The organism is Rhizobium leguminosarum, from assembly GCF_001679785.1.
Classification (GTDB): Bacteria; Pseudomonadota; Alphaproteobacteria; order Rhizobiales; family Rhizobiaceae; genus Rhizobium; species Rhizobium leguminosarum_R.
This window is the reverse complement of sequence record NZ_CP016291.1, coordinates 178,468-199,696: the sequence shown is the minus strand read 5'-3', so window position 1 is coordinate 199,696 and position 21,229 is coordinate 178,468. Positions and strand designations below refer to the sequence as shown.

The 21,229-nt window shown below is 61.4% G+C and carries 20 protein-coding genes; 15 read left to right on the top strand and 5 right to left on the bottom strand.

Features of this window, described 5'->3' with window-relative positions:
* The first annotated feature begins 44 nt into the window (after nucleotides 1-44).
* The 10 genes from BA011_RS38025 to BA011_RS37975 all read left to right on the top strand — a co-directional run bounded on the left by BA011_RS38025 (nucleotide 45) and on the right by BA011_RS37975 (nucleotide 12,295).
* Entirely contained in the window at nucleotides 45-1,541 is a 1,497-nt protein-coding gene (locus BA011_RS38025; RefSeq protein WP_065284618.1) for a sugar ABC transporter ATP-binding protein, read from the top strand.
* An 18-nt stretch (nucleotides 1,542-1,559) separates the two neighbouring features.
* The gene (locus tag BA011_RS38020) at nucleotides 1,560-2,600 is read left to right on the top strand and encodes an ABC transporter permease (protein ID WP_003555504.1); all 1,041 of its coding nucleotides are present in this window, start codon (nucleotides 1,560-1,562) and stop codon (nucleotides 2,598-2,600) included.
* A 51-nt stretch (nucleotides 2,601-2,651) separates the two neighbouring features.
* Nucleotides 2,652-3,749 (top strand): substrate-binding domain-containing protein, encoded by a 1,098-nt coding sequence (locus BA011_RS38015; RefSeq protein WP_065284617.1) that lies wholly within the window; start codon nucleotides 2,652-2,654, stop codon nucleotides 3,747-3,749.
* A 171-nt stretch (nucleotides 3,750-3,920) separates the two neighbouring features.
* Entirely contained in the window at nucleotides 3,921-4,259 is a 339-nt protein-coding gene (locus BA011_RS38010) for a hypothetical protein (protein WP_065284616.1), read from the top strand.
* Between the two features lie 327 nt (nucleotides 4,260-4,586).
* Entirely contained in the window at nucleotides 4,587-5,612 is a 1,026-nt protein-coding gene (locus BA011_RS38005) for an ABC transporter substrate-binding protein (RefSeq protein ID WP_065284615.1), read from the top strand.
* A gap of 34 nt (nucleotides 5,613-5,646) precedes the next feature.
* On the top strand, nucleotides 5,647-6,537 hold the full coding sequence (locus BA011_RS38000) for an ABC transporter permease (RefSeq protein ID WP_065284614.1): 891 nt from the start codon (nucleotides 5,647-5,649) through the stop codon (nucleotides 6,535-6,537).
* Nucleotides 6,513-7,262 (top strand): ABC transporter ATP-binding protein, encoded by a 750-nt coding sequence (locus BA011_RS37995; RefSeq protein WP_065284613.1) that lies wholly within the window; start codon nucleotides 6,513-6,515, stop codon nucleotides 7,260-7,262. Before BA011_RS38000 ends, BA011_RS37995 begins: the two co-directional genes overlap by 25 nt.
* Nucleotides 7,263-7,299: 37 nt before the next feature.
* Nucleotides 7,300-8,673 (top strand): LLM class flavin-dependent oxidoreductase, encoded by a 1,374-nt coding sequence (locus tag BA011_RS37990; RefSeq protein ID WP_065284612.1) that lies wholly within the window; start codon nucleotides 7,300-7,302, stop codon nucleotides 8,671-8,673.
* Nucleotides 8,674-8,736: 63 nt separating this feature from the next.
* Nucleotides 8,737-9,807: an LLM class flavin-dependent oxidoreductase gene (locus BA011_RS37985; protein WP_065284611.1), complete on the top strand. Its 1,071-nt coding sequence runs from the start codon at nucleotides 8,737-8,739 to the stop codon at nucleotides 9,805-9,807.
* Nucleotides 9,808-10,333: 526 nt separating this feature from the next.
* Nucleotides 10,334-12,295 carry a HAMP domain-containing methyl-accepting chemotaxis protein gene (locus tag BA011_RS37975; protein ID WP_065284609.1) on the top strand — a complete coding sequence of 654 codons (1,962 nt, stop codon included), beginning with the start codon at nucleotides 10,334-10,336 and terminating at the stop codon, nucleotides 12,293-12,295.
* 90 nt (nucleotides 12,296-12,385) lie between these two features.
* On the opposite strand, the gene mctP is transcribed toward BA011_RS37975, so the two are convergent.
* The 5 genes from mctP to BA011_RS37950 form a co-directional block, all read right to left on the bottom strand.
* On the bottom strand, nucleotides 12,386-13,861 hold the full coding sequence (mctP, locus tag BA011_RS37970) for a sodium:solute symporter family monocarboxylate transporter (protein ID WP_065284608.1): 1,476 nt from the start codon (nucleotides 13,859-13,861) through the stop codon (nucleotides 12,386-12,388).
* The gene (locus BA011_RS37965) at nucleotides 13,851-14,048 is read right to left on the bottom strand and encodes a DUF3311 domain-containing protein (RefSeq protein WP_018486084.1); all 198 of its coding nucleotides are present in this window, start codon (nucleotides 14,046-14,048) and stop codon (nucleotides 13,851-13,853) included. Before BA011_RS37965 ends, mctP begins: the two co-directional genes overlap by 11 nt.
* A gap of 328 nt (nucleotides 14,049-14,376) precedes the next feature.
* The gene (gene mctR / locus BA011_RS37960; protein WP_065284607.1) at nucleotides 14,377-15,021 is read right to left on the bottom strand and encodes a two-component system response regulator MctR; all 645 of its coding nucleotides are present in this window, start codon (nucleotides 15,019-15,021) and stop codon (nucleotides 14,377-14,379) included.
* Nucleotides 15,018-16,403, bottom strand: a complete 1,386-nt coding sequence (mctS, locus tag BA011_RS37955; protein WP_065284606.1) for a sensor histidine kinase MctS — start codon at nucleotides 16,401-16,403, stop codon at nucleotides 15,018-15,020. The genes mctR and mctS overlap by 4 nt, the downstream gene beginning before the upstream one ends.
* A 122-nt stretch (nucleotides 16,404-16,525) precedes the next feature.
* Nucleotides 16,526-16,990, bottom strand: coding sequence for an Lrp/AsnC family transcriptional regulator (locus BA011_RS37950; protein WP_003555489.1), 465 nt, complete (start codon nucleotides 16,988-16,990; stop codon nucleotides 16,526-16,528).
* A 163-nt stretch (nucleotides 16,991-17,153) separates the two neighbouring features.
* Between BA011_RS37950 and BA011_RS37945 the strand changes: the two genes are divergently transcribed.
* The 5 genes from BA011_RS37945 to BA011_RS37925 all read left to right on the top strand — a co-directional run bounded on the left by BA011_RS37945 (nucleotide 17,154) and on the right by BA011_RS37925 (nucleotide 21,228).
* A complete protein-coding gene (locus BA011_RS37945) occupies nucleotides 17,154-17,933 on the top strand; it encodes an ABC transporter ATP-binding protein (protein ID WP_065284605.1) in 780 nt (259 codons plus the stop codon).
* A gap of 52 nt (nucleotides 17,934-17,985) precedes the next feature.
* Nucleotides 17,986-18,759 (top strand): transporter substrate-binding domain-containing protein, encoded by a 774-nt coding sequence (locus tag BA011_RS37940; protein ID WP_062940416.1) that lies wholly within the window; start codon nucleotides 17,986-17,988, stop codon nucleotides 18,757-18,759.
* Between the two features lie 12 nt (nucleotides 18,760-18,771).
* On the top strand, nucleotides 18,772-19,497 hold the full coding sequence (locus BA011_RS37935) for an ABC transporter permease (protein ID WP_065284604.1): 726 nt from the start codon (nucleotides 18,772-18,774) through the stop codon (nucleotides 19,495-19,497).
* Nucleotides 19,498-19,509: 12 nt separating this feature from the next.
* Complete coding sequence (locus BA011_RS37930) at nucleotides 19,510-20,199, top strand: ABC transporter permease (protein WP_065284603.1); 690 nt, start codon at nucleotides 19,510-19,512, stop codon at nucleotides 20,197-20,199.
* Between the two features lie 120 nt (nucleotides 20,200-20,319).
* Nucleotides 20,320-21,228, top strand: a complete 909-nt coding sequence (locus BA011_RS37925) for a homocysteine S-methyltransferase family protein (RefSeq protein WP_065284602.1) — start codon at nucleotides 20,320-20,322, stop codon at nucleotides 21,226-21,228.
* Nucleotide 21,229: the final 1 nt, after the last annotated feature.

Here is a 21,229-nt window from a genome sequence, read left to right as displayed (position 1 = left end):
GATAACATACGTCCATGAAAACCGCAGCTTTGGGAGGAGCCACAGTGGAAGCCAAGAGACTGCTGGAATTCCAGTCGATCACCAAGAGCTTCGGCGGCACGCAGGCGCTGCGCGACGTCTCGATCGACCTGCGCGAAGGAGAAATCCTCGCGCTGCTGGGAGAAAACGGCGCCGGCAAATCGACGCTCATCAAGACGCTTGCGGGCATCTACAAGCCCGATAGCGGCGACATCCTGTTTCGCGGCCAGAGCTACCACCATCGTCCCCCGAAGCCGAACGAGCGGCAGCCGGTTGCCTTCATCCACCAGGATCTCGGTTTGATTGAGTGGATGACGGTCGGCGAGAACATGGGCCTGTCGCAGGGCTTCTCGATGCGTCGCGGCCTGATCGATTGGAACAGGACACAGGCGCGCGCCAAGGAAGCCTTGAAACTGGTCGGCTGCGATTTTGATCCCACCACCCGGGTCTCGGCGCTGTCGCGCACCGAAAAGTCGCTTGTCGCCATTGCCCGTGCGCTTGCCGTCGAAGCCGACGTGCTGGTGCTCGACGAGCCGACGGCTAGCCTTCCCGCCGATGAAGTCGATCGGCTGTTTAATGCGATCCGTCCGTTGAAGGATCGGGGCGTCGGGATGATCTACGTTTCCCATAGGCTCGACGAAATCTTCCGGATTGCCGATCGGGTCGCCGTTCTGCGCGACGGATGCATGGTGGGACAGAAGCCCGTCAGCGAGACCAGCCCCGAGGAACTGGTGACGATGATCATCGGCCGCAGCGGCGACAGCCTCTTTTCCAAAACGGCGATCACGCCCGGCAAGGCGATCGTCGAGGTCCGCGATCTCGTCTGCGCCGGCACAGGCCCGATATCCTTCGATATCCGCGAGGGCGAGCTTCTGGGACTGGCTGGATTGCGCGGCGCCGGTCAGGAACGGATCGGCCGCGCCTTGTTTGGTTGCGAGCCCTTCAACGGCTCGGTTCTGCTGCATGACGAGGCCCCCGACCTTTCCAGCCCGCGAGGGGCAATGGCGTCGGGCATCGGCTTGATTGCCCGTGACCGGACAGAGGAATCCGTGGCGCTCTCGCTGTCCATTCGGGAAAATACCTATCTTAATCCGGGAGCCGTCGGGCGTGGGCTTTTGTCCTTCCTGTCGCCGCGCGGCGAAGCCGATCTTGCCCATAAGATCGGCCATTCCGTCGGCCTGCGACCGAACGACCCGGATCTGCCGGTGGAGGCCCTGTCGGGCGGCAATCAGCAAAAAGTGGTCGTCGGCCGCTGGCTGGCGACCGGCCGCAAGCTGCTCGTCGCGGAAGATCCGACCGCCGGCGTCGATATCGGCGCGCGTGCGGAGATCTACCGTCTGATCACCCAGGCGCTCGAGGCCGGTCTCGCGGTTGTCGTGGTGTCGACGGACTTCGAGGAAATCGCCCATATCTGCCACCGCGCGCTGGTTTTCTCGCGCGGGAAAATCGTCAGCGAACTGACTGGAAGCGCTCTGACGACGGAGGCGGTCATCACGGCCGCATCCGCATCGGAAGCCGCTTGAGCCATCGGGAGAACAGCCATGCAATCCATTGAATCCACGGCCCTGGAGCCGACCAAGAGCGAAATGGCCGGTCTGTCCACAGGACAGAAGATCGGACGCCTGATCCCGGTTTACGGGCTGGTGATCCTGACCGTCGGCCTGATCGTGATCTTCTCGATCCTTCTGCCCGATACGTTCCCGACCGTGTTGAATGTCCGCTCGATCGTGTCCGACAAGGCGATCATCGCGCTTCTATCGTTGGCTGCGATGATCCCGATGGCATCGGGTCGCATCGATCTGACCGTCGGCTATGGCATCGTGCTCTGGCACATTCTCGCCATCAGCCTGCAGACGGCCTACGGCCTGCCCTGGCCGGTCGCGGTCGTCATCGTGCTCGCGCTCGGCGTTCTGACCGGCTGCATCAACGGCCTGCTGGTCGAGGTCGCGAAGATCGACAGCTTCATAGCGACGCTCGGCACCGGAACCGTCCTATATGCGCTGGCCCTCTGGCACACCGGCGGCCGGCAGGTGGTCGGCGTCCTGCCTGATGGTTTCTATGCGCTGAACGGCACCATGCTGTTCGGCCTGCCGATCACCGGCTTCTACGTGCTGCTGATCGCCATCTGCATGTGGATCGTGCTCGAATACCTGCCGATCGGCCGTTATCTCTACGCCATCGGCGCCAATCCGAAGGCGGCGGCCCTCAATGGCATTCCGGTCCGCAAATTCGTGATCGGCGCATTCGTCACCTCGGGGCTGCTCGCGGCTCTGACCGGGGTCCTTCTCGCCTCGAAACTGCGCATCGGCCAGGCGAGCGTCGGCCTCGAATATCTGCTGCCGGCGCTTGTCGGCGCGTTCCTCGGATCGACGACGATCAAGCCTGGGCGGGTGAACGTCTGGGGCACCTTGATCGGCGTCATCATCCTGGCGGTCGGAATATCAGGAATTCAGCAATTCGGCGGGTCGTTCTTCGTCGAACCGCTGTTCAACGGCGTCACCCTGCTGATTGCCATCGGCATAGCAGGCTACGCCCAGCGCAAGCGCGGAGCTGTGAGGAGGATCACACCCGCATCCAAATGAGGATGCCGGCTGATCCCGGCATTTCATAACAAACAAAATGGAGGAGTGAACATGAAGCGCAGAACGTTATTGCAGGCAACGGTCGCAACCGTCGCCGTTATGCTCAGCATGCCGGCATGGGCCGATTCGATGGCCGACGCCAAAGCCGTGGTCGAAAAGTATGCTTCCAAGGTGAGCGCCTGGGATGGCCCGACGAGCGGCCCCAAGGGCGCTGCCGGAAAGAACATCGTCATTCTTGCCGGCGATATGAAAAACGGTGGCATCCTCGGCGTGGTCAATGGCGTTCAGGAAGCGGCAGGCGCGCTCGGCTGGACGGTGAAGGCGCTTGACGGCGCCGGCTCGATCGGCGGGCGGACCGCGGCTTTCGGCCAGGCCATGGCGCTGAAGCCGGATGGCATCATCATCAACGGCTTTGACGCGGTCGAGCAGAAGCCGGCGATGGAAGCAGCCAAGGCTGCCGGCATTCCGATGGTTTCCTGGCACGCTGCCTCGGCGGTCGGTCCGGTTCCCGAAGTCGGTGTCTTCGCAAACGTGACCACCGATGCGATGGAAGTGTCGAAGTCCGCGGCGGACTGGGCCTTTACCGATGCCGCCGGCAAGCCGGGCGTCATCATCTTTACCGACTCCACCTATGCGATCGCGATTGCCAAGGCCGATCGCATGAAGAAGGAGATCGAGGATCTCGGCGGCACGGTGCTCGAATATGTCGATACGCCGATCGCCGAAACCTCTCAGCGCATGCCGCAGCTAACCACGTCGCTTCTGCAGAAGTATGGCGCGAAGTGGACGCATTCGCTGGCGATTAACGACCTCTATTACGACTTCATGGGACCTTCGCTCGCCTCGGCCGGCATTGCCGGTGATGGAAAGCCGGTGAACGTTGCAGCCGGCGACGGTTCGGAGAGCGCCTATCAGCGTATCCGTGCCAAGCAGTTCCAGGCCGTCACCGTCGCCGAGCCGCTCAACCTCCAGGGCTGGCAGCTCGTCGACGAATTGAACCGCGCCTTTGCGGGTGCTCCATGGTCCGGCTACGTGTCGCCGCTCCATGTGGTGACCAGTGAGAACGTCGAGTTTGACGGTGGGCCGAAGAACAGCTTCGATCCCGACAACGGTTATCGCGATCAATACAAGAAAATCTGGGGCAAATAACCCTTCCAATCGGGGCGTATCGATCGATACGCCCCGATCTTACGACGCATCGGAAGCACGATGCGTAGATTCAAAGCGCTACAGCGTCCTTTGCGCGTCTAAAAAGACGCGCGGCGCTGTAGAGCACGCCAACATCGATCCAGCTCCGGCGAGTTTTGGAAAAGAGAACCTATGATCATTCGTTATGCTTTGTTTGAAGGCGAAATCCATCCCGGCAGAGAAGGGGAATTCCGCGAATTCGTGCGGCAGCGGCTCGTCCCTCTCTGGACGAAGTTTCCGGGCGCCGAGGAAATCCGGGTGCTGGATGGGATGGAGCGCGACGAAGGCGCCCCGATCTATGCCATGGCGCTCGCCATTCGCTATCCCGATATGGATGCGGTGAACGCGGCACTTCTCTCCGATGTGCGGTCGCAGAGCCGCGAGGTCACCGGCGAACTCCTGCAGCTCTTTACCGGCAAAGTGCATCATCATGTATTCGCGGCCAACGAATATGCACCGCATATTGCCTGACATAAGGCGATCCCGACGTCCGCGACGGCTTGGCGTCTGAAGGGCGGTCGCTGCGGTCCGCGCCCGGCCTTAAACAAAAGTAAGGGTTTGAACAAAGACCCGGAAAGCGCCCGCGGACGAACGTCCCAGGCGCTTTTTTCATGTCGGGACGCGCCGAGCATCCTTCGGACGCGCCGGATGCGATCGGTCCGGTTGCCCGACTTTTGAGGACAATTTTCCCTCAGCGCCACTTTCATTAAACTAAATAGTCTATCGATTTAGTAGATTATATTCCATCTTACCGTGCATCGCTCCTGCAATCAGCAATCCTAAACGGGAAGATCGACGATGACATTGGCAAAGACATTCAAAATTGCGTTGTTCAGTCTGCTTGGTCTCAGTGCCATTCACGGTCCGGCGGCAGCCCAGGCAGACGCTCCCCTGCTTCCCAAAGTGCCGCCGGGCACGGTGCTGACGGTCGGCGATCCGGTCACGCAGAAAGCGCTCGAAGTGTCCGGCCTGGGCAAGGAGCTCAGTTTCGAGGTCAAATGGGCCAATATCAGCGGCGGGCCGCAGACGTCGGAAGCTTTCCGCGCCCATGCACTCGATGTCGGGTCGGTGGCCGAGATCCCTTCGATCTTCGCCAACTGGAACAATCTGCCCGTCCGCAACATCGCCTATCGCGAACGCCGTGACCCGATCGCCAATCCCATCTACCGCTTCGGCATCGCGCCAGGCGCGGCCGTCAAGACGCTCGCGGACTTCCGCGGCAAGCGCATCGCCTTCAGCCCGGGTCAGGCACAGGGCACGCTCGTTCTACGCGCGCTGCACGCGGCAGGTCTGAAGAGCGGTGACGTCACCCTGGTGGAACTGCCGAGCACCAGTGACGTCTACCCGAAGGCATTGGCGAGCAAGCAGGTCGACATCGCGCCGCTCGGCGGCGTCTACATCAGGCGCTATATCACCCAATACGGGCCTGATGGCGCGACCCTCGTGGAACATGGCCTGCGCGACGATCCGAGCCATCTTTATGCGCCGCAATCGGTTCTGGACGATCCCGCCAAGGCGGCAGCTCTCGCCGAATATGTCGGCCTGTGGGCACGCGCCACCGAATGGGTGAACCGGAACCCGGATCTCTGGATCAAGGAATATTACGTCGGTCAGCAGGGGTTGAGCCAGGAGGACGGGGAATATCTCGTCAAGCTGACCGGCGAACAGGTCGTTCCCAGCGATTGGAGCGAAGTGAAGAAGCGCCACCAGGAAACCATCGACCTGCTGGCAGGCGAGCTCGGCTACAAGCCCTTCAATGTGGAGCAGATTTTCGACAATCGCTTCGAAAAGCTCGGCGCCGCGGCTTTGGCCAAGAGCCAGTAACGCTCGACACCCCTTCGGAGAGGAGATTTGAAGCATGGCAACCACTTGGGATGCAGATGAGGCGAAACTGTCGCGGTCGTCCGGCGGTAGAATTGTGCGGGCAGGTTCTCGCCTCGTAAACCCGGCTGGTTCCGCTGGCCCCCGAGCCCGGCGCAGGTTGGGCCCCGGACCGGCGATCCCTTTCGGATTGCAGATCGGGCCGGCATTACTCGTCTTGTCCTGGGTCGTTGGCTCGGCGCTCGGATGGATCGACCCGCGGATCCTGTCGGCGCCGTGGACAGTGGCCGAGGCTTTCGTAAGGCTGATCGAGCAGGGTCGCCTGCAGGACAATTTCGTGACGTCAGCGACACGCGCCCTGCTCGGCCTTAGTATCGGATTGCTGATAGGCACGATCCTGGCGGTCATCGCCGGCCTTTCGCGGATCGGCGAAGCCCTGATCGACGGGCCGGTGCAGATCAAGCGCGCGATACCGACGCTGGCCCTGATCCCTTTGTTGATCCTGTGGTTCGGCATCGGCGAGAGCATGAAGGTTACGACCATCGCGCTTGCCGTGATCGTGCCGATTTATATCCACACCCACAACGCGCTCCGCAGCATTGACAGCCGTTATGTCGAACTGGCCGAAACCCTGCGGATGAGCCAGAAGGACTTCATCCTTCAGGTCGTGCTGCCTGGTGCCTTGCCGGGTTTCCTTCTGGGTCTGCGGTTTGCCGTCACCCTCTGCTGGGTTTCTCTCGTCGTGGTCGAGCAGATCAACGCCACCAGCGGGCTCGGTTACATGATCGATCTTGCCCGCAATTACGGGCAGACCGACGTCATTCTCGTCGGCCTGGTGGTCTATGTGCTGCTCGGTCTCGTCTCGGACGGTCTCGTCCGCCTGCTTGAACGGAGGGCCCTCTCATGGCGCCGCACCCTGGCAAACTGAAGCCTGCAAACAAAGCCGTCCACGTGCGAGACCTCGCACGGCGGTTTGCGACGAAGACGATCCTCGACGGCGTCGATCTCGATATCGAGGAAGGCGAGTTCGTCGCCCTGCTTGGCCGCAGCGGCTCCGGCAAAAGCACGTTCCTCAGGGCTCTTGCCGGTCTCGATCACGGTGTCGAGGGAACGGGCACCCTCGAGACGCCGGAGAGCCTTTCGGTGGTTTTCCAGGATGCCCGCCTGCTGCCGTGGCGCACCGTCATCCAGAACGTCACGCTCGGCTTGACTGGCGCCTCCGGCCAGGAAGCCGGGCGGAAGGCTTTGGCGGAGGTAGGACTTGCAGGCCGGGAAACGGCGTGGCCGAACCAGCTTTCGGGTGGTGAGCAGCAGAGGGTCGCGCTTGCCCGTTCGCTGGTGCGCGAGCCGGCCCTGCTTCTCGCCGACGAGCCGTTCGGCGCGCTCGACGCGCTGACCCGGCTGAAAATGCACGATCTGCTGCGGGAGCTGTGTGCAAGACACCGTCCTGCCGTGTTGCTCGTCACCCACGACGTCGATGAGGCGATTTCGTTGGCCGACCGCATCCTGGTTCTCGACGAAGGGCGCCTCATCGAGGATCTCAAGATCGATCTGCCGACGCCGCGCGACCACGGCGATCCGCGCTTTGGGCAATTCCGAAACCGTCTTCTCAGCCGGCTCGGTGTCGAGCTTCCGGGCCGCAAGGCCGCCTGACATCAGCAACAGTTCAATTTGATCTGGGGATAAGCCAATGAGCACATCGAAAAGGCAAATGCGGCTTGGCGCATTCATCATGGCGACCGGCCATCATATCGCCGCCTGGCGCCATCCGGAGGCGCAGGCCGATGCCGGCCTCAATATCGATCACTACCGGGAGCTCGCGCAGACCGCCGAACGCGGCAAATTCGATCTCGTCTTCGTCGCCGACAGTCCGGCTGGATGGGACCGCGCCAAGGACCCGGAAGCGCTTCGCCGCACCGCCCAGGGCGCGCATTTCGAGCCGCTGACGCTTTGGGCCGCCCTCTCACAGGTGACCAAACATATCGGCTTCGTCGCCACGGCATCGACCACCTACGAGGACCCCTACCTTCTCGCCCGCAGGTTCGCGTCGCTGGACTATATCTCCAAGGGCCGCGCCGCATGGAACGTCGTCACGACAGGCGCCGATGTTTCGAAGAATTTTTCAATCGCAGGCCATCCCGCCCATGCCGATCGTTATGAGCGGGCCGAGGAATTCGTCGACCTGGTGAAGGGCCTGTGGGATTCTTATGAGGACGATGCCTTTATCCGCGACAAGCAAAGCGGGATCTATCTCGACCCCGACAAGGTGCATCTCGTCGATCACAAGGGCAAGTTCTTCTCGGTGGCCGGTCCGCTCAACGTCGGCCGCCCGGTGCAGGGCTATCCTGTGATCGTGCAGGCCGGCGCATCGGAACCGGGGCGCGAACTTGCCGCCCGCACGGCCGAGATGATCTTTACTGCCAACCAGACCTTCGAGGATGCGCAGGAATTCTATTCCGACGTCAAAGGGCGGTTGGCCCGCTACGGACGCCGGCCGGACGAACTGCTGATCAGTCCCGGCATATTCCCGGTGCTTGGCGGGACGGAAGCGGAAGCCCAGGCGAATTACGACCATATCCAATCGCTGGTTCATCCCTCCATCGCCTGGAATATCCTTGCCCGCCACTTCAAGGGCGTCGACCTTTCCGGCTACTCGCTGGACGATCCCGCCCCTGCCCTGCCTGATAATACCGAACTCAACAAAAGCCGCCTCAAGCTGGTTTCCGATCTGGTATCGCGCAACAATCTGACGCTGCGCCAGTTCTATCTGGCGGTCGCCACCGCTCGTGGCCACCGGACGGTCGTCGGAACACCGGAGCAGATCGCCGATGCGATGCAGAGCTGGTTCGAGAACGGTGCTGCCGACGCCTTCAACATCATGCCGCCGATCCTGCCCACCGCGTTGACCGATTTCGTCGATCAGGTCGTCCCGATCCTGCGCAAGCGCGGCCTGTTCCGGCACGAATACGAAGGCACGACGCTGCGGGAAAACCTTGGCCTTCAACGCCCGCCAAATGGCTTTGTGGTTCAGGCGGGGCAGCAGCAGGTGCAGGCGGCCGTATGATCTCTTGAGGGGGCTTCCCTCCCGCTCGTTTTGTTCCAATCACATACAGAACCGCAGCATCGCATGAGCAATAATTCCGAATTTCTCTGGTATATTCCGAACGACGTCAAAGCCGGTCATCGCGGTGATTCCGCCGTCGAGAATCACAACAGCCTGGATACGCTGACCAGCCACGCCAGGGCGCTGGAAGAACATGGCTGGAAGGGCGCGCTCATCGGCACCGGTTGGGGCCGCCCCGACACGTTTACCATCGCAACCTCGCTCGCCGCCCGGACGACCACGTTCGAACCGCTCATTGCGATCCGCCCAGGCTATTGGCGACCGGCGAACTTCGCTTCCGCGGCGGCGACGCTGGACCACCTGACCGGCGGCCGCGTGCGGATCAACATCGTGTCGGGCAAGGACAACCTGGCTGCCTACGGCGACAGCGAGGGTGATCAGGCACACCGCTATGCCAGGACCAAGGAGTTCATGCGGCTGGTCCGCAGATTATGGACCGAAGAAAACGTCATGTCGGCGGGCGAGAACTTCCGCGTCGCTGAATCCACCGTGGTGCCGCGCATCCAGGTCCGCGACGACCGTCGGCACCCCAAATTCTATTTTGGCGGCGCTTCGGAGGCGGCCGAGCGGGTGGCCGCCACCGAGGCCGATGTCCAGCTCTTCTGGGGCGAGCCGCTCGACGGTGTCGGCGAACGGATCGCGCGACTGAAGGCGTTGAGCAGGGAGCTGGACCGCGACCTCCCGCCGCTGGAATTCGGACTGCGGATAACGACGCTGGTCCGCGACACCACCGAGCAGGCCTGGGCCGATGCCGAGGCGAAGGTCGCCGAGATGGCCAGAAGCAAGGGTACCGGCTGGCACGATCACCAGCGCGCGCTCGCTGTCGGCCAGCAGCGGCTGCTCGATCTGCATGAGCGCGGCGACGTCCTCGATGACAACCTCTATACCGCGCCGGGCAAGTTCGGCGGCGGCGGTGCCGGCACCACCTGGCTGGTCGGTTCGGCGGAAGACGTCGCCCGATCGCTGCGCAAATACCAGGATCTCGGCATCACCCATTTCGTGCTGTCCGACACGCCCTATCTCTCGGAAATCAAGCGGCAGGGCGATCAGCTTCTTCCGCTGCTGCGTAGCTGAAGCGCGAAGCGCCAGCGCTCCGGCACCGCAACTGCAATTCATGCCGATTGCCAAGACCTTTCGGTAAATCACTACCCGATGCCAGGACGGCGTCGGGTAGTCGCGGGCAAGCCGCAGAACCTTGCTATGCGGGGGAAGTTGGTGATTTCGCAACCATCGGGAGAGCGCTCGTCAAATTGTCCATCCGAAAAGCGCAAACGCTATCCAAATAAAGCGGATAGCCATGCTCCGTCGGCTCCGTTTACACTCTCTAAAATATATTACTCTAATTTTTTTAGATATCGGGGCGACGTTCTTGAGGACCGTCACCTCCGCCATGATGGCGGGCCAGGCACCCGAATTTCGCATGAAATCGGCTCTTATTGCTTTGACGGATGTCCCGTATCTCAAGCGCGATTCCGGGCACAGGGGTGCCCGTCGGATGCACTCGGAGACACCGAGGCTCTGCATTTGAACGAGATATGACAAGCAATCCTGGCTGCCGAGACATCCTTCCAACAAACCTCACCGCGAGGGGAGAGTGCATATGAAGAATATCATGAGTTTCGGGGTTGTGGCGCGCTTGGCGCTTGGCTTCAGCGTTCTCCTCTTGCTGATGGTCGGCTTGACCATCTATTCGACGGGAAAAGTTGCGCAGATCAACGATAAGCTTGGAACCATCAACGACGTCAACAGCGTGAAGCAGCGGTTTGCCATCAACTATCGCGGCAGCGTGCATGATCGGGCAATCGCCATCCGCGACGTCACTCTGGTGACGTCTGACGATGAACGGAAGACGGCCGAGGCATTGATCGAGAAGCTGGCAGCCTCTTACGCCGAGAATGAAAAGCGCATGGCGGATATGGTTGCATCTCCGGCCGGTGCGACGGAACAGGAAAAGACCATTCTCGGTGAGATCGCAGACATCCAGGCGAAGACCAATCCTCTGGTCGCCCAGATCATTGCGCTGCAGGAGAAGGGCGACGGCGAGGCGGCCCGCAAGATCCTGCTCGAACAGGCTCGGCCGGCCTTCGTTGCCTGGCTTGGCGCCATCAACAAATTCATCGACTACCAGGAAGCGCTGAACAAATCGATTGGCGGCGAGGTTCGCAGCACGGCAAGCGGCTTCAAGCCATTGGCCCTGACCGCGCTTGGCATTGCGGCCGTTCTTTCACTGGTTGCCGCCGCCGTGACCGCACGCACGATCGTCGGCCCGCTGGCAAAACTTCAGCTTTCGCTGAAAGCGATGGCCGACGGCAATCTCAACGGCGATCGCCGCCTCGAAGCGCGGGGCGATGAGATCGGCAAGCTTGCACGGGCGGTGGCAGGGCTGCGCGACGCAATTTCGGCAAAGGCCGAACGGGAAGCCGACGCCGAGGCGCAGAGAGCCGTATCGGAGCGGCATCGGCTCGAGCAGGATGCCGATGAACGCCGCACCCTTGCCGAACAGACGGACAAGGCTGTCGGCCAGCTTGGCGATGCGCTGCAAGCACTGGCTGACGGCGACCTGACACAGCAGATCGGCACTCCGTTCATTCCGTCTCTGGAAAAGCTCAGAGCCGACTTCAATTCTGCAGTCGAAAAGCTCCGTGCCGCCATGCAGAAGGTTGCCCAGAACGCCAGCGCCATCGCGGCCGGTGCACAGGAGATCCGCTCCGCCTCGGACGATCTCGCCAAGCGGACCGAACAGCAGGCAGCCTCCGTCGAGGAAACCGCCGCTGCTCTGGAAGAGATTACGACCACCGTTGCCGACTCGAGCAACAAGGCTCAGGAAGCCGGCCAGCTCGTTCGCAAGACGAAGGACAGTGCCGAGCGCTCGGGCAGCGTCGTTCGGGATGCAGTCGATGCCATGGGCAAGATCGAATCCTCCGCCACCGAAATCGGCAGCATCATCGGCGTCATCGATGAAATCGCGTTCCAGACCAATCTGCTGGCGCTTAATGCCGGCGTCGAAGCCGCCCGCGCCGGTGAGGCAGGCAAGGGCTTTGCGGTCGTCGCTCAGGAAGTGCGCGAGTTGGCGCAACGTTCCGCCAAGGCCGCAAAGGAAATCAAGGAACTCATCAACGCTTCGAACGGCCACGTCAAAAGCGGTGTTGCCCTGGTTGGCGAGACCGGAAAGGCGCTGAAGGAGATTGCCGAGCAGGTGCAGCAGGTCGACGGCAATGTGGGGGCCATCGTCGGCGCTTCGCAAGAGCAGGCGACGGGGCTGAAAGAGATCAATACCGCCGTCAACAGGATGGATCAGGGGACGCAGCAGAACGCCGCCATGGTCGAAGAAGCCACGGCGGCCGCTCATAACCTCGCCAAGGAAGCCGACGCGCTGTTCCAACTGCTGGGCCAGTTCAACATTGGCGGAGCGGTGGCACCGAAGCGCGTATCGCCGCCCGCTGCCGCAGCGCCTCGCGCTCAACCGGCGCCCTCGCCCGCGCGCCAGATGATTGCCAAGGTAGGTAAGTCGTTCCAGACGAATGGGAATGCGGCATTGGCCGGCGATTGGGAAGAGTTTTAAGTCGCTCTGATCTCTTTCCGGCTGATACTGGAAAGCAAAGCCGTATGATTCTTGCGAAGGGCAGCGTTTGCTGCCCTTCGCATTTGAATCTTATGCCCGGGCCGGAGCCGTGGCCGGAAGCAAGGCGTTGACCACGACCGCAACGGCGATGTTGGCCGCAAGCGCCAGTAGTCCGGTATAGACGGTGAAGGGTTCGCCGCCGAGGCTGATCAGATGCAGCGGCTTCCAACCGGCATCCCAGACGAGGAAAGTACCGCCGCCAAAGCCGACGAACCAGCCGGCAAGCAGGCCGGGTGCACGGAACCAGTTGGTGTACAGGCCGAAGACCAGGGCCGGAAGCGTCTGCAGGATCCAGATGCCGCCGAGCAGCTGCAGGTCGAGTGCGAATTGCGTCGGCAGGAAGATGATGACGAGAAGCGCTCCAACCTTCACGACGAGTGAGGTGATCTTTGCGACCTTGGCCTCGCCCGCATCGCTGACGTCAGGATCGACATAGGCTTTCCAAAAATTGCGGGTGAAGAGATTGGCGGCGCCGATACTCATCACCGCCGCCGGCACCAGCGCGCCGATGGCGATCGCCGCGAAGGCGAAGCCGGAGAACCAGCCCGAAAACAGCGTCTTGAACAGCGTCGGAACGACGTCGTTGGCGCTGTCGAGCTTCAGGTTGGCGGCATGCCCCATATAGCCGAGCAGCGCCAGAAGGCCGAGCAGCAGCGTATAGGCGGGCAGCATGATCGCATTCTTGCGGATCGTCTTGCCGCTGTTGGAGGCAAAGATGCCGGTCAGCGTATGCGGATACATGAAGGCCGCGAGTGCCGAGCCCAAAGCGAGCGTGGCATAGGCGACATACTGGTTGCCACCAAGCAGCAGGTTGCCGGAACCCTTGGCCTGGAAGGCCGCATCGGCCGAGGCGAAGACATTGGCGTAGCCTCCGAGCTTCGACGGGATCAGTGCGACGGCCGCGATCACGACGATATAGATCATGATGTCCTTGACGAAGGCGATCAGAGCCGGGGCGCGCAGGCCCGCGGAGTAGGTGTAGAGCGCCAGCACGATGAATGCGATCGCCAGCGGCAGTTCGCCATGCAGCCCGAGCGCCTTCAGCACCGCCGTCATGCCGACGAGCTGGAGGGCAATATAGGGCATGGTGGCAATGACGCCTGTTGCCGCCACGGCGAGTTCGAGACTGCGCGATCCGTATTGACCGTGGACGACGTCGCCAGCCGTCACATAGCCGAAATCCTTGGCGCGTTTCCACAGGACAGGCATGACCATGAAGACGAAGGGATAGACGACGATAGTGTATGGCAGTGCGAAGAAGCCGTAGGCTCCCACCGTATAGACCAGCGCCGGGACGGCGATCACGGTGTAGGCGGTATAGAAATCGCCGCCGACGAGGAACCAGGTGATCCAGGTGCCGAAGTTGCGTCCGCCGAGGCCCCATTCATCGATATGGGCCAGTGTCTCGGGCTTGCGCCAGCGGCTGGCGACGAAGCCCAAGACGGTGACGAGCACGAAAAAGAAGATGAAGACGGCAAGTGCCGTGCCGTTGATGTCAGTCGTCATGGCGGGTGCTCCGATAGGCGATCCAGGTCAACGTCGCGGTGATCGGCACCCAGAGAAGCTGATACCAATAGAAGAAGGGAAAGCCGAACAGAGATGGCTCGCGGACATTGTAAAATGGCGGCCAGAGCAGACCTAGATAGGGAATGACAAGCAGCCAGAGCGCTGCCTTGCTACGTGGTTTTTCCATGTCGGGATACCTTTCAGGCGCCGCAACGCGGTCGCCATGTTCCAGTTGTCGGCGTGGAAGGCAGGTCTTTCAGCCGGCGGACGCGGCAGGCCCGGCTCGGGTCGCTTGAGGTTTTCCGACCGATCGGAAGCTGATGTAACGCATGTGAATTCCTCCCAACGGCTCGCACTCGGCCAGCCGTGGATGGAGTCCTATGGCGTTGGTTTTGTCCTCACAAGATGGGCGCGGCGCTGAAATGCCGGGGTCTACCCAGAAGTGGGTAGACGACAGTGTCGCGTCTTTTCAGACGCGCGAAGCACGCTGTAGAGCTCTGAATTGTGCAGTAGATTCACCCGACTTTCGAGACGATGCCGTGATCGAGGGCATAGCGGATAAGCCCAGCCGTGGTCGTAATGCCGAGCTTCCTCTTGAGGTTCTTGCGATGCGTTTCCGCCGTGGCGGAGGTGATCCCGAGCGTTTCGGCGATCTCCTTGTTGCTCCTGCCCGCAACGATCAGCCCGAGAATGTCGCGTTCGCGCGGCGTCAGGGGATCGGTTCCCTCCTCCGCGCGTTCGCCCATCAGCGCGTCGAAGACGCCGGACGAGAAATATGTCCCCCCGCCCGCCACGGTCTCGATGGCCGAGACGATCTCGTCGGTCGAAACGTCCTTCAGGATGTAACCTGCAGCGCCATGCATGACCGAGGAGGAAATATACTCGCGGCTGTCATGCATGGAGAGCATCACCACCCGTGCCTGGGGGAGTTCATTCCTGAACAGTTCGATCGCATCGATGCCGCTCAGCTTCGGCATGTTGATGTCCATCAGCACGACCTGCGGCAGGACCTGCCGGCCGATCTCCAGCCCCGTTTGCGCGAGCCCGGCCGTGCCGGCAACTTCGATATGGTCGAATGTCTCGAGCACGGCCTTCAATCCGTCCAGCACCAGCGGATGGTTGTCGATCAAGAGCACCCTGATTTTCGGGCGTTCCGTCATGCCGCTTCTGCCTGCTTGCCGGCGGGGCGATTGGCCGATTTCGGCAGCATCGCCGTCAGCGTCGTGCCCGCCTCGCTGCTGTTGATCAGCAGCAGGCCCCGGAAGTGGGCCATTCGCTCCTGCATGTTGCGCAGGCCGAGACCCGATCTGCCGGACAGGTCGTCGTTGGTGCCGTCGAAGCCAGTGCCGTTGTCGGATACGGTCATGCGGGCGCGGCCGTTGTCGCTCCAGAGCTTGACCGCAAGCCGGGAGGCGCCAGAGTGGCGCTCGACATTGTTGAACGCTTCCTGGGCGACACGATAAAGGGCGGTGTTCGCCTCGGCCTTCAGCGTGTCGGTGAAGCCTGAAGCGTCGATCTTCGTTTCGATCCCCGTTCGCTCGGCAAAGTGATAACACAGCGCCTCGAGGGCAGCCGTCAGGCCGAGATCATCGAGCACGCGCGGGCGCAGATCGTGCGACAGCCGCCTGATTTCCTTGATGGCGCCGTTCAGCGCCTCGACACCGCGGTCGATGGTGACAGCAGCATCGTCGACATTGGTTCTGACCTTGCGGCCGGCAAGATCCATGGCATAGCGCACGCCGACGAGATTCTGGGAAATGCCGTCATGCAACTCCCGTGCAAGCCGTGCGCGCTCTTCTTCCTGCGTATCGATGACCCGCTGCGTCAGCTGCTTGAGCCGGCTGTCGGCCATGCGGCGCTCGTGGAACGTCAGCAGCATGCAGGTGGTGAAAACGACGAGCACTGACGGCACGGCGATCAGCGCGACGATGACGAAGGTCCGTTTTATGTTGGCGCGCATCCCGGCGTTGGCGGCGGCACTTTGGGCAAAGACGTCATCCAGATAAACGCCGGTGCCGACGACCCAGTGCCATTTGTCGAGACTGACGACGAAGGAGAGCTTGTCGGCGATCTGTCCGGTCGATGGCTTCTGCCATTTGTACTGATGCAGACCCCCGCCCGCTTTTGCCGTGGCGATCAGTTCGGCAATGACCTTGTCGCCATCCGGATCGGTAAGGTCGAGCCAGTTGTGCCCATGGCGGAAACTCTGGCGCGGATGGACGATGTTGTTGCCGTCGTAGTCGTAGACGAAGAAATATCCGTCCTTGCCGTAGTCGAGCGAAGTCAGGATCGCTGCCACCTGCTGCTTGGCGGCTTCGTCGTCGGCACCGGCTTTGTCATAGATCGTCTGGATGGCGGACAGGGCAAGGTTGGTCAGATTGAGGATTTCGGCTTCCTTGGTCTTCAGCATGTTCTGCTCGAACGTGTCGATGCTGTTCTTGGCGAGGTTTGCCGATTGCCAGGTGATGAAGGTGGTGATCGCAAGGATCGAAATAACGAGCGGAACGATCGCCAATGCGATGATCTGGTGTCGTAACGTCAACGATCATTCCTCCCGAGAATTTGCGCCGGGAATTATGCCCTTTGTCAAATGCGAGTCCAGCGGCTTGTCGGTGCCCGATCCGTGGCAGCCGGAACCAATGCCGGCGGGGCATCGCGTGTGCGCTAGTCCAGCGGGACGAACAGGCCGAGCTTGACGTCCCGCAGCACCACATTCGTGTGCATGCGGCGGATCTGCGGATTGTCAGCCATAATCAGGGCCGCGATATCGTCATAATGCTCGACGTCGCGGGCGGTAACGATCGCGATCAGATCGACCGCGCCGGTGACATAATAGACCTGCTGTATGTGATCCTGCTTTTCCGCCCAGAGGCGGAACTTCGCCAACGCGTCGTAATTGTCCCGCTCGATCTCCATTCCGACGATGAACACCATCGCTGTACCCGTCGCCTTGCGGTCGACGACGGCCACCTCGGCCTTGATGATGCCTTCCTCGCGCAGCCGCTTCAATCGCCTTTGCACGGCCGAGACCGACAGTCCGATCCGTTCGGCAATCGTTTCGGCTTTCAGCTGGCAGTCGCGCTGAACGATATCGAGAATGTCACGGTCAAAACGATCCAGCTGTTCCATTGTCCAATCCTAGTTCTCGCCGCAGCAACTCGCGCATTCTGCCGTACTTGCCGCACGAAGAAGAATATTTTGCATAAAATATGCATAATAGATGAAAACTGCGCGAAAAAACCGCGTTATTTTATCATTATCCTTCGCAAGCTCAATTCACCCGGAACCATGCATGCCAGATCAACCCTTTCCTGCTCTTCGCGTCGAAGATCTTCATAAAAGCTTCGGCTCGCAAGAGGTTCTCAAGGGTATTTCCGCGCAGGCCTACAAGTCTGACGTGATTTCGATCATCGGCTCGTCGGGCTCCGGCAAGAGCACTTTTCTCAGATGCATCAATTTCCTGGAAACGCCTGATCGCGGTCGCATCGCCGTGAACGGCGAGGAGATCGCGCTGAAGATGGGGCGGGACGGCCGGTTGCAGCCGCGCAGCTGGCGGCAGATCGAACGGCTGCGGACCGGGCTCGGGATGGTCTTCCAGAGTTTCAATCTCTGGGCCCATCGGACGGTGCTGGAAAACGTCATCGAGGCGCCGGTGCATGTCATGGGCATTTCGCGGCGCGAGGCCATCGAAAAGGCCGAGGCCCTGCTCCACAAGGTCGGGCTCTTCGATAAACGCAATGCCTATCCCGCGTTCCTCTCCGGCGGTCAACAACAGCGCGCGGCGATTGCGAGGGCGCTGTGCGTCGATCCTGATGTCATGCTGTTCGACGAGCCGACATCGGCGCTTGATCCGGAACTGGTCGGCGAGGTCCTGAAGGTCATCCGCGATCTCGCGGAAGAAGGCCGGACCATGCTGATCGTCACGCATGAAATGCGCTTCGCCCGCGATGTCTCCAGCCGTGTTCTCTTCCTGCATCAGGGACGGATCGAGGAGGAAGGCCCGCCGGAGCAGATATTCGGGGCGCCCGTCAGCGCCCGCTGCCGGGAATTCACCGGTCTCAGCACCCACTGATGCATTTCGATCTCTCATCGACAACACAACACAAACCAGGAGAATCCTGCGAATGAAACTGCTTCCCACACTGTTCGCCGGCGCGGCACTCGTGCTTTCCGCCGTCACGGCACAGGCCGAAGTCCGCTTCGGCGTCATGAACGAATCCTATCCGCCCTTCTTCGCCAAGGACGCCTCCGGCCAATGGCAGGGATGGGAAATCGACCTGATGAATGCCGTATGCGAAGAGATGAAGGAGAAATGCTCGATCGTCGAGATCTCCTGGGATGGTCTCATTCCGGCGCTCCAGAGCAAGAAGTTCGACGTGATCTGGTCGTCGATGTCGAACACCGCGGAACGCTCGAAGGTGATCGACTTCACCGACAAATATTACAACACGCCGAGCACCTTGATCGGTCCCAAGGACCAGAAGCCGGGCGCCACCGCCGAGGACGTGAAGGGCAAGACCATCGGCATTCAGGTGTCGACGATCCAGTCGGAATATTACAAGAAGTATTTCGCCGCCGCTGCCGAGGAAAAGACCTACCAGACGCTCGATGAGGCGTTCCAGGATCTCGCCTCCGGCCGTATCGACTATGTCTTCGGCGATTCACTGGCGCTTGACGCGTTCCTGAAAAGCGATGGCGGCAAGGATTGCTGCGCCAAGATGGGCGACGTTGCCGACGACAAGGAGATTCTGGGCGCCGGCGTTTCGGGCGGCCTGCGCAAGGAAGACACTGAGCTGAAGGCCAAGCTGAACACGGCGATCGCTGCCGTCCGTGCCAGTGGCCAGTATGACGCCATCAACAAGAAATACTTCGATTTCGACATCTACGGCGCAAAGTAAGCAGTCCTGATAATGGCGACCGCGCAACAAGGTATTCTGGACCTGCTGTCTCCCTATCCTCCGGGATGGGGCGGCGTTCTTTTGGCAGGTGCGGTGTCCACGGTCGCCATCTCGGCTTGCGCTTTTGCGATCGGCTTGCTGCTCGGCACGGGCGGCGCGCTTGGAAAGCTTTCGGGCAATCGCATGCTTCGTCTCATGCTCGATCTCTATACCACGCTGATCCGCGCCGTTCCCGAGCTGATCCTGATCGTCGGGCTCTATTATGCCGGCACCGATGGCCTCAACCGGCTGCTCGCCGTGTTGGAGCTGCCGCCGGTTAATGTGAACGGCTTCGTCGCGGCCGTTGCGGTGCTCGGTTTCGTCCAGGGTGCCTACATGACGGAGGTGCTGCGCGGCGCGATCCTCGCCATTCCCGTCGGCCAGATCGAGGCCGCCAAAGCCTTCGGCATGGGACCGGTGCTGAGGTTCCGCCGGGTCCTGCTGCCGGCGCTCCTGCCAAACGCGCTGCCGGGTCTTGCCAATCTGTGGATGTCGGTCACCAAGGACAGCGCGCTGGTGGCGGTCGTCGGCTACCAGGAACTGGCGCTAGCCACCCGTCTTGCCGGGGCAAGCACCAAGCATTACTTCGTCTTTTTCCTTGCTTCGGCCCTTCTCTATCTCGCCATCACGCTTGTTTCCAATGTCGTCTTCAAACTGATCGAGGGACGGGTACGGCGGGGACAGCCGCGCCTTGCCTGAGGAAAGCGCCCCATGAGTTTCACCTGGATCTCTTCCTATTGGCCGCTGCTTCTGACCGGCGCTTGGCAGACTGTTTGCCTGCTGGTGATCTCCGTGGTGTTCGGCTTCGTCCTCGCCATAGGCCTCGCCTTCGCACAGGTCAGCGGCGGCAGACTGACGCGGCTCCTGGCGCGGAGCTACTGCACCTTCTTTCGCGGCACGCCGCTGCTGATACAGCTGTGGCTTCTCTACTATGGGGTGGGCTCGCTGCTGCCCATGGTCCCCGGTATCCGCCAGAGCTTGTTCTGGCCGATCCTGCGCGAGGGCTTCTTTTTCGCCGCCGTCAGTTTTACCCTGAACTACGCAGCCTATGAGGCGGAGGTGTTGCGCGGCGCGCTGCTTGCCGTTCCCAAGGGCGAGCTCGAAGCCGGCCGGGCCTTCGGCCTCTCGCCCTGGATGCTGACCCGCCGCATCTGGCTGCCGCGCGCCATTCGTATTGCCCTGCCGACGATTGCAGGAGAAATCGTCATGCAGCTCAAGGCGACACCGCTCGCCTTTACGGTGACGGTGATGGATCTCTATGCCGTGGCCAACAAGGTTCGGCAGGACACGCTGCTCGTCTATGAACCGCTGCTGGTCGTTACCCTCTTCTATCTGGCGCTGACCGCCGTCATCGCCCGCGTCTTCAGAAGTCTCGAAGCGCAGGTGCCGGTTCGCCGCTAGGCCGACAGGAAAGAGATTGGCTATGAACTCGCTGGCGCACGAACCACCTACATATCGCCCACTTTGTTATGAAAAGCCCGCCGCCGCTGACGGCGCGACAGCCTGAATGGAGACCTCTTCATGAGTACGATGCGAATTCTCGATGGCGGCATGAGCCGCGAACTGTTGCGGCTGGGCGCCGAGCTGAAACAACCGGAATGGTCGGCATTGGCGCTGATCAATGCGCCGGATATCGTCCGTAGGGTACACCAGGAATTCATCGCCGCCGGCTCTGAAGTCGTTACGACAAACAGCTATGCGCTGGTGCCCTTTCATATTGGTGCGGACCGGTTCTGGAAGGAGGGGGCGGCGCTGATCCGTCTCGCCGGCCGCTTGGCGCGCGAGGCGGCTGATGCCGTCACGGATCGGAAGGTGCTGGTCGCCGGCTCGCTGCCGCCGATCTTCGGCTCATACGAGCCGCAGAATTTTCAGCCTTCGCAGGTGCAGGATTATCTCGAGGTGCTTGTCGAAAACCTCGGCCCCTTCGTCGATGTATGGCTCGGCGAGACATTGAGCCTGATCGCTGAGGCAGAGGCTGTCCGCAATGCGGTGGCAACGTCAGGCAAGCCATTCTGGATTTCGTTCACATTGGCGGACGACGAGGCAGCCATAAGGGGCGGCGAACCGAAGCTTCGCTCCGAAGAAAGAGTCGAGGACGCGGCATCGTGGGCGGTTTCATCGGGCGCCGAAGCACTCCTGTTCAATTGCAGCAAGCCCGAGGTCATGCAGGCGGCGGTGGAGACGGCAGCGCGGGTGTTCCGGACAATGGACGCTTCCATCGAAATCGGCGTCTATGCCAATACCTTCGAAGGGGAAACAGGCGAGGCAGCCGCCAATGAAGGCCTGCATGAGACCCGCAACGACCTGAATGACGATGCCTATTCGCGCTATGCTTGCTCCTGGGCCGAAGCCGGCGCGACGATCATCGGCGGCTGCTGCGGCATCGGCGCTGCCCATATCCATCGCCTGAGGAAGACGCTTAGGGATTGAA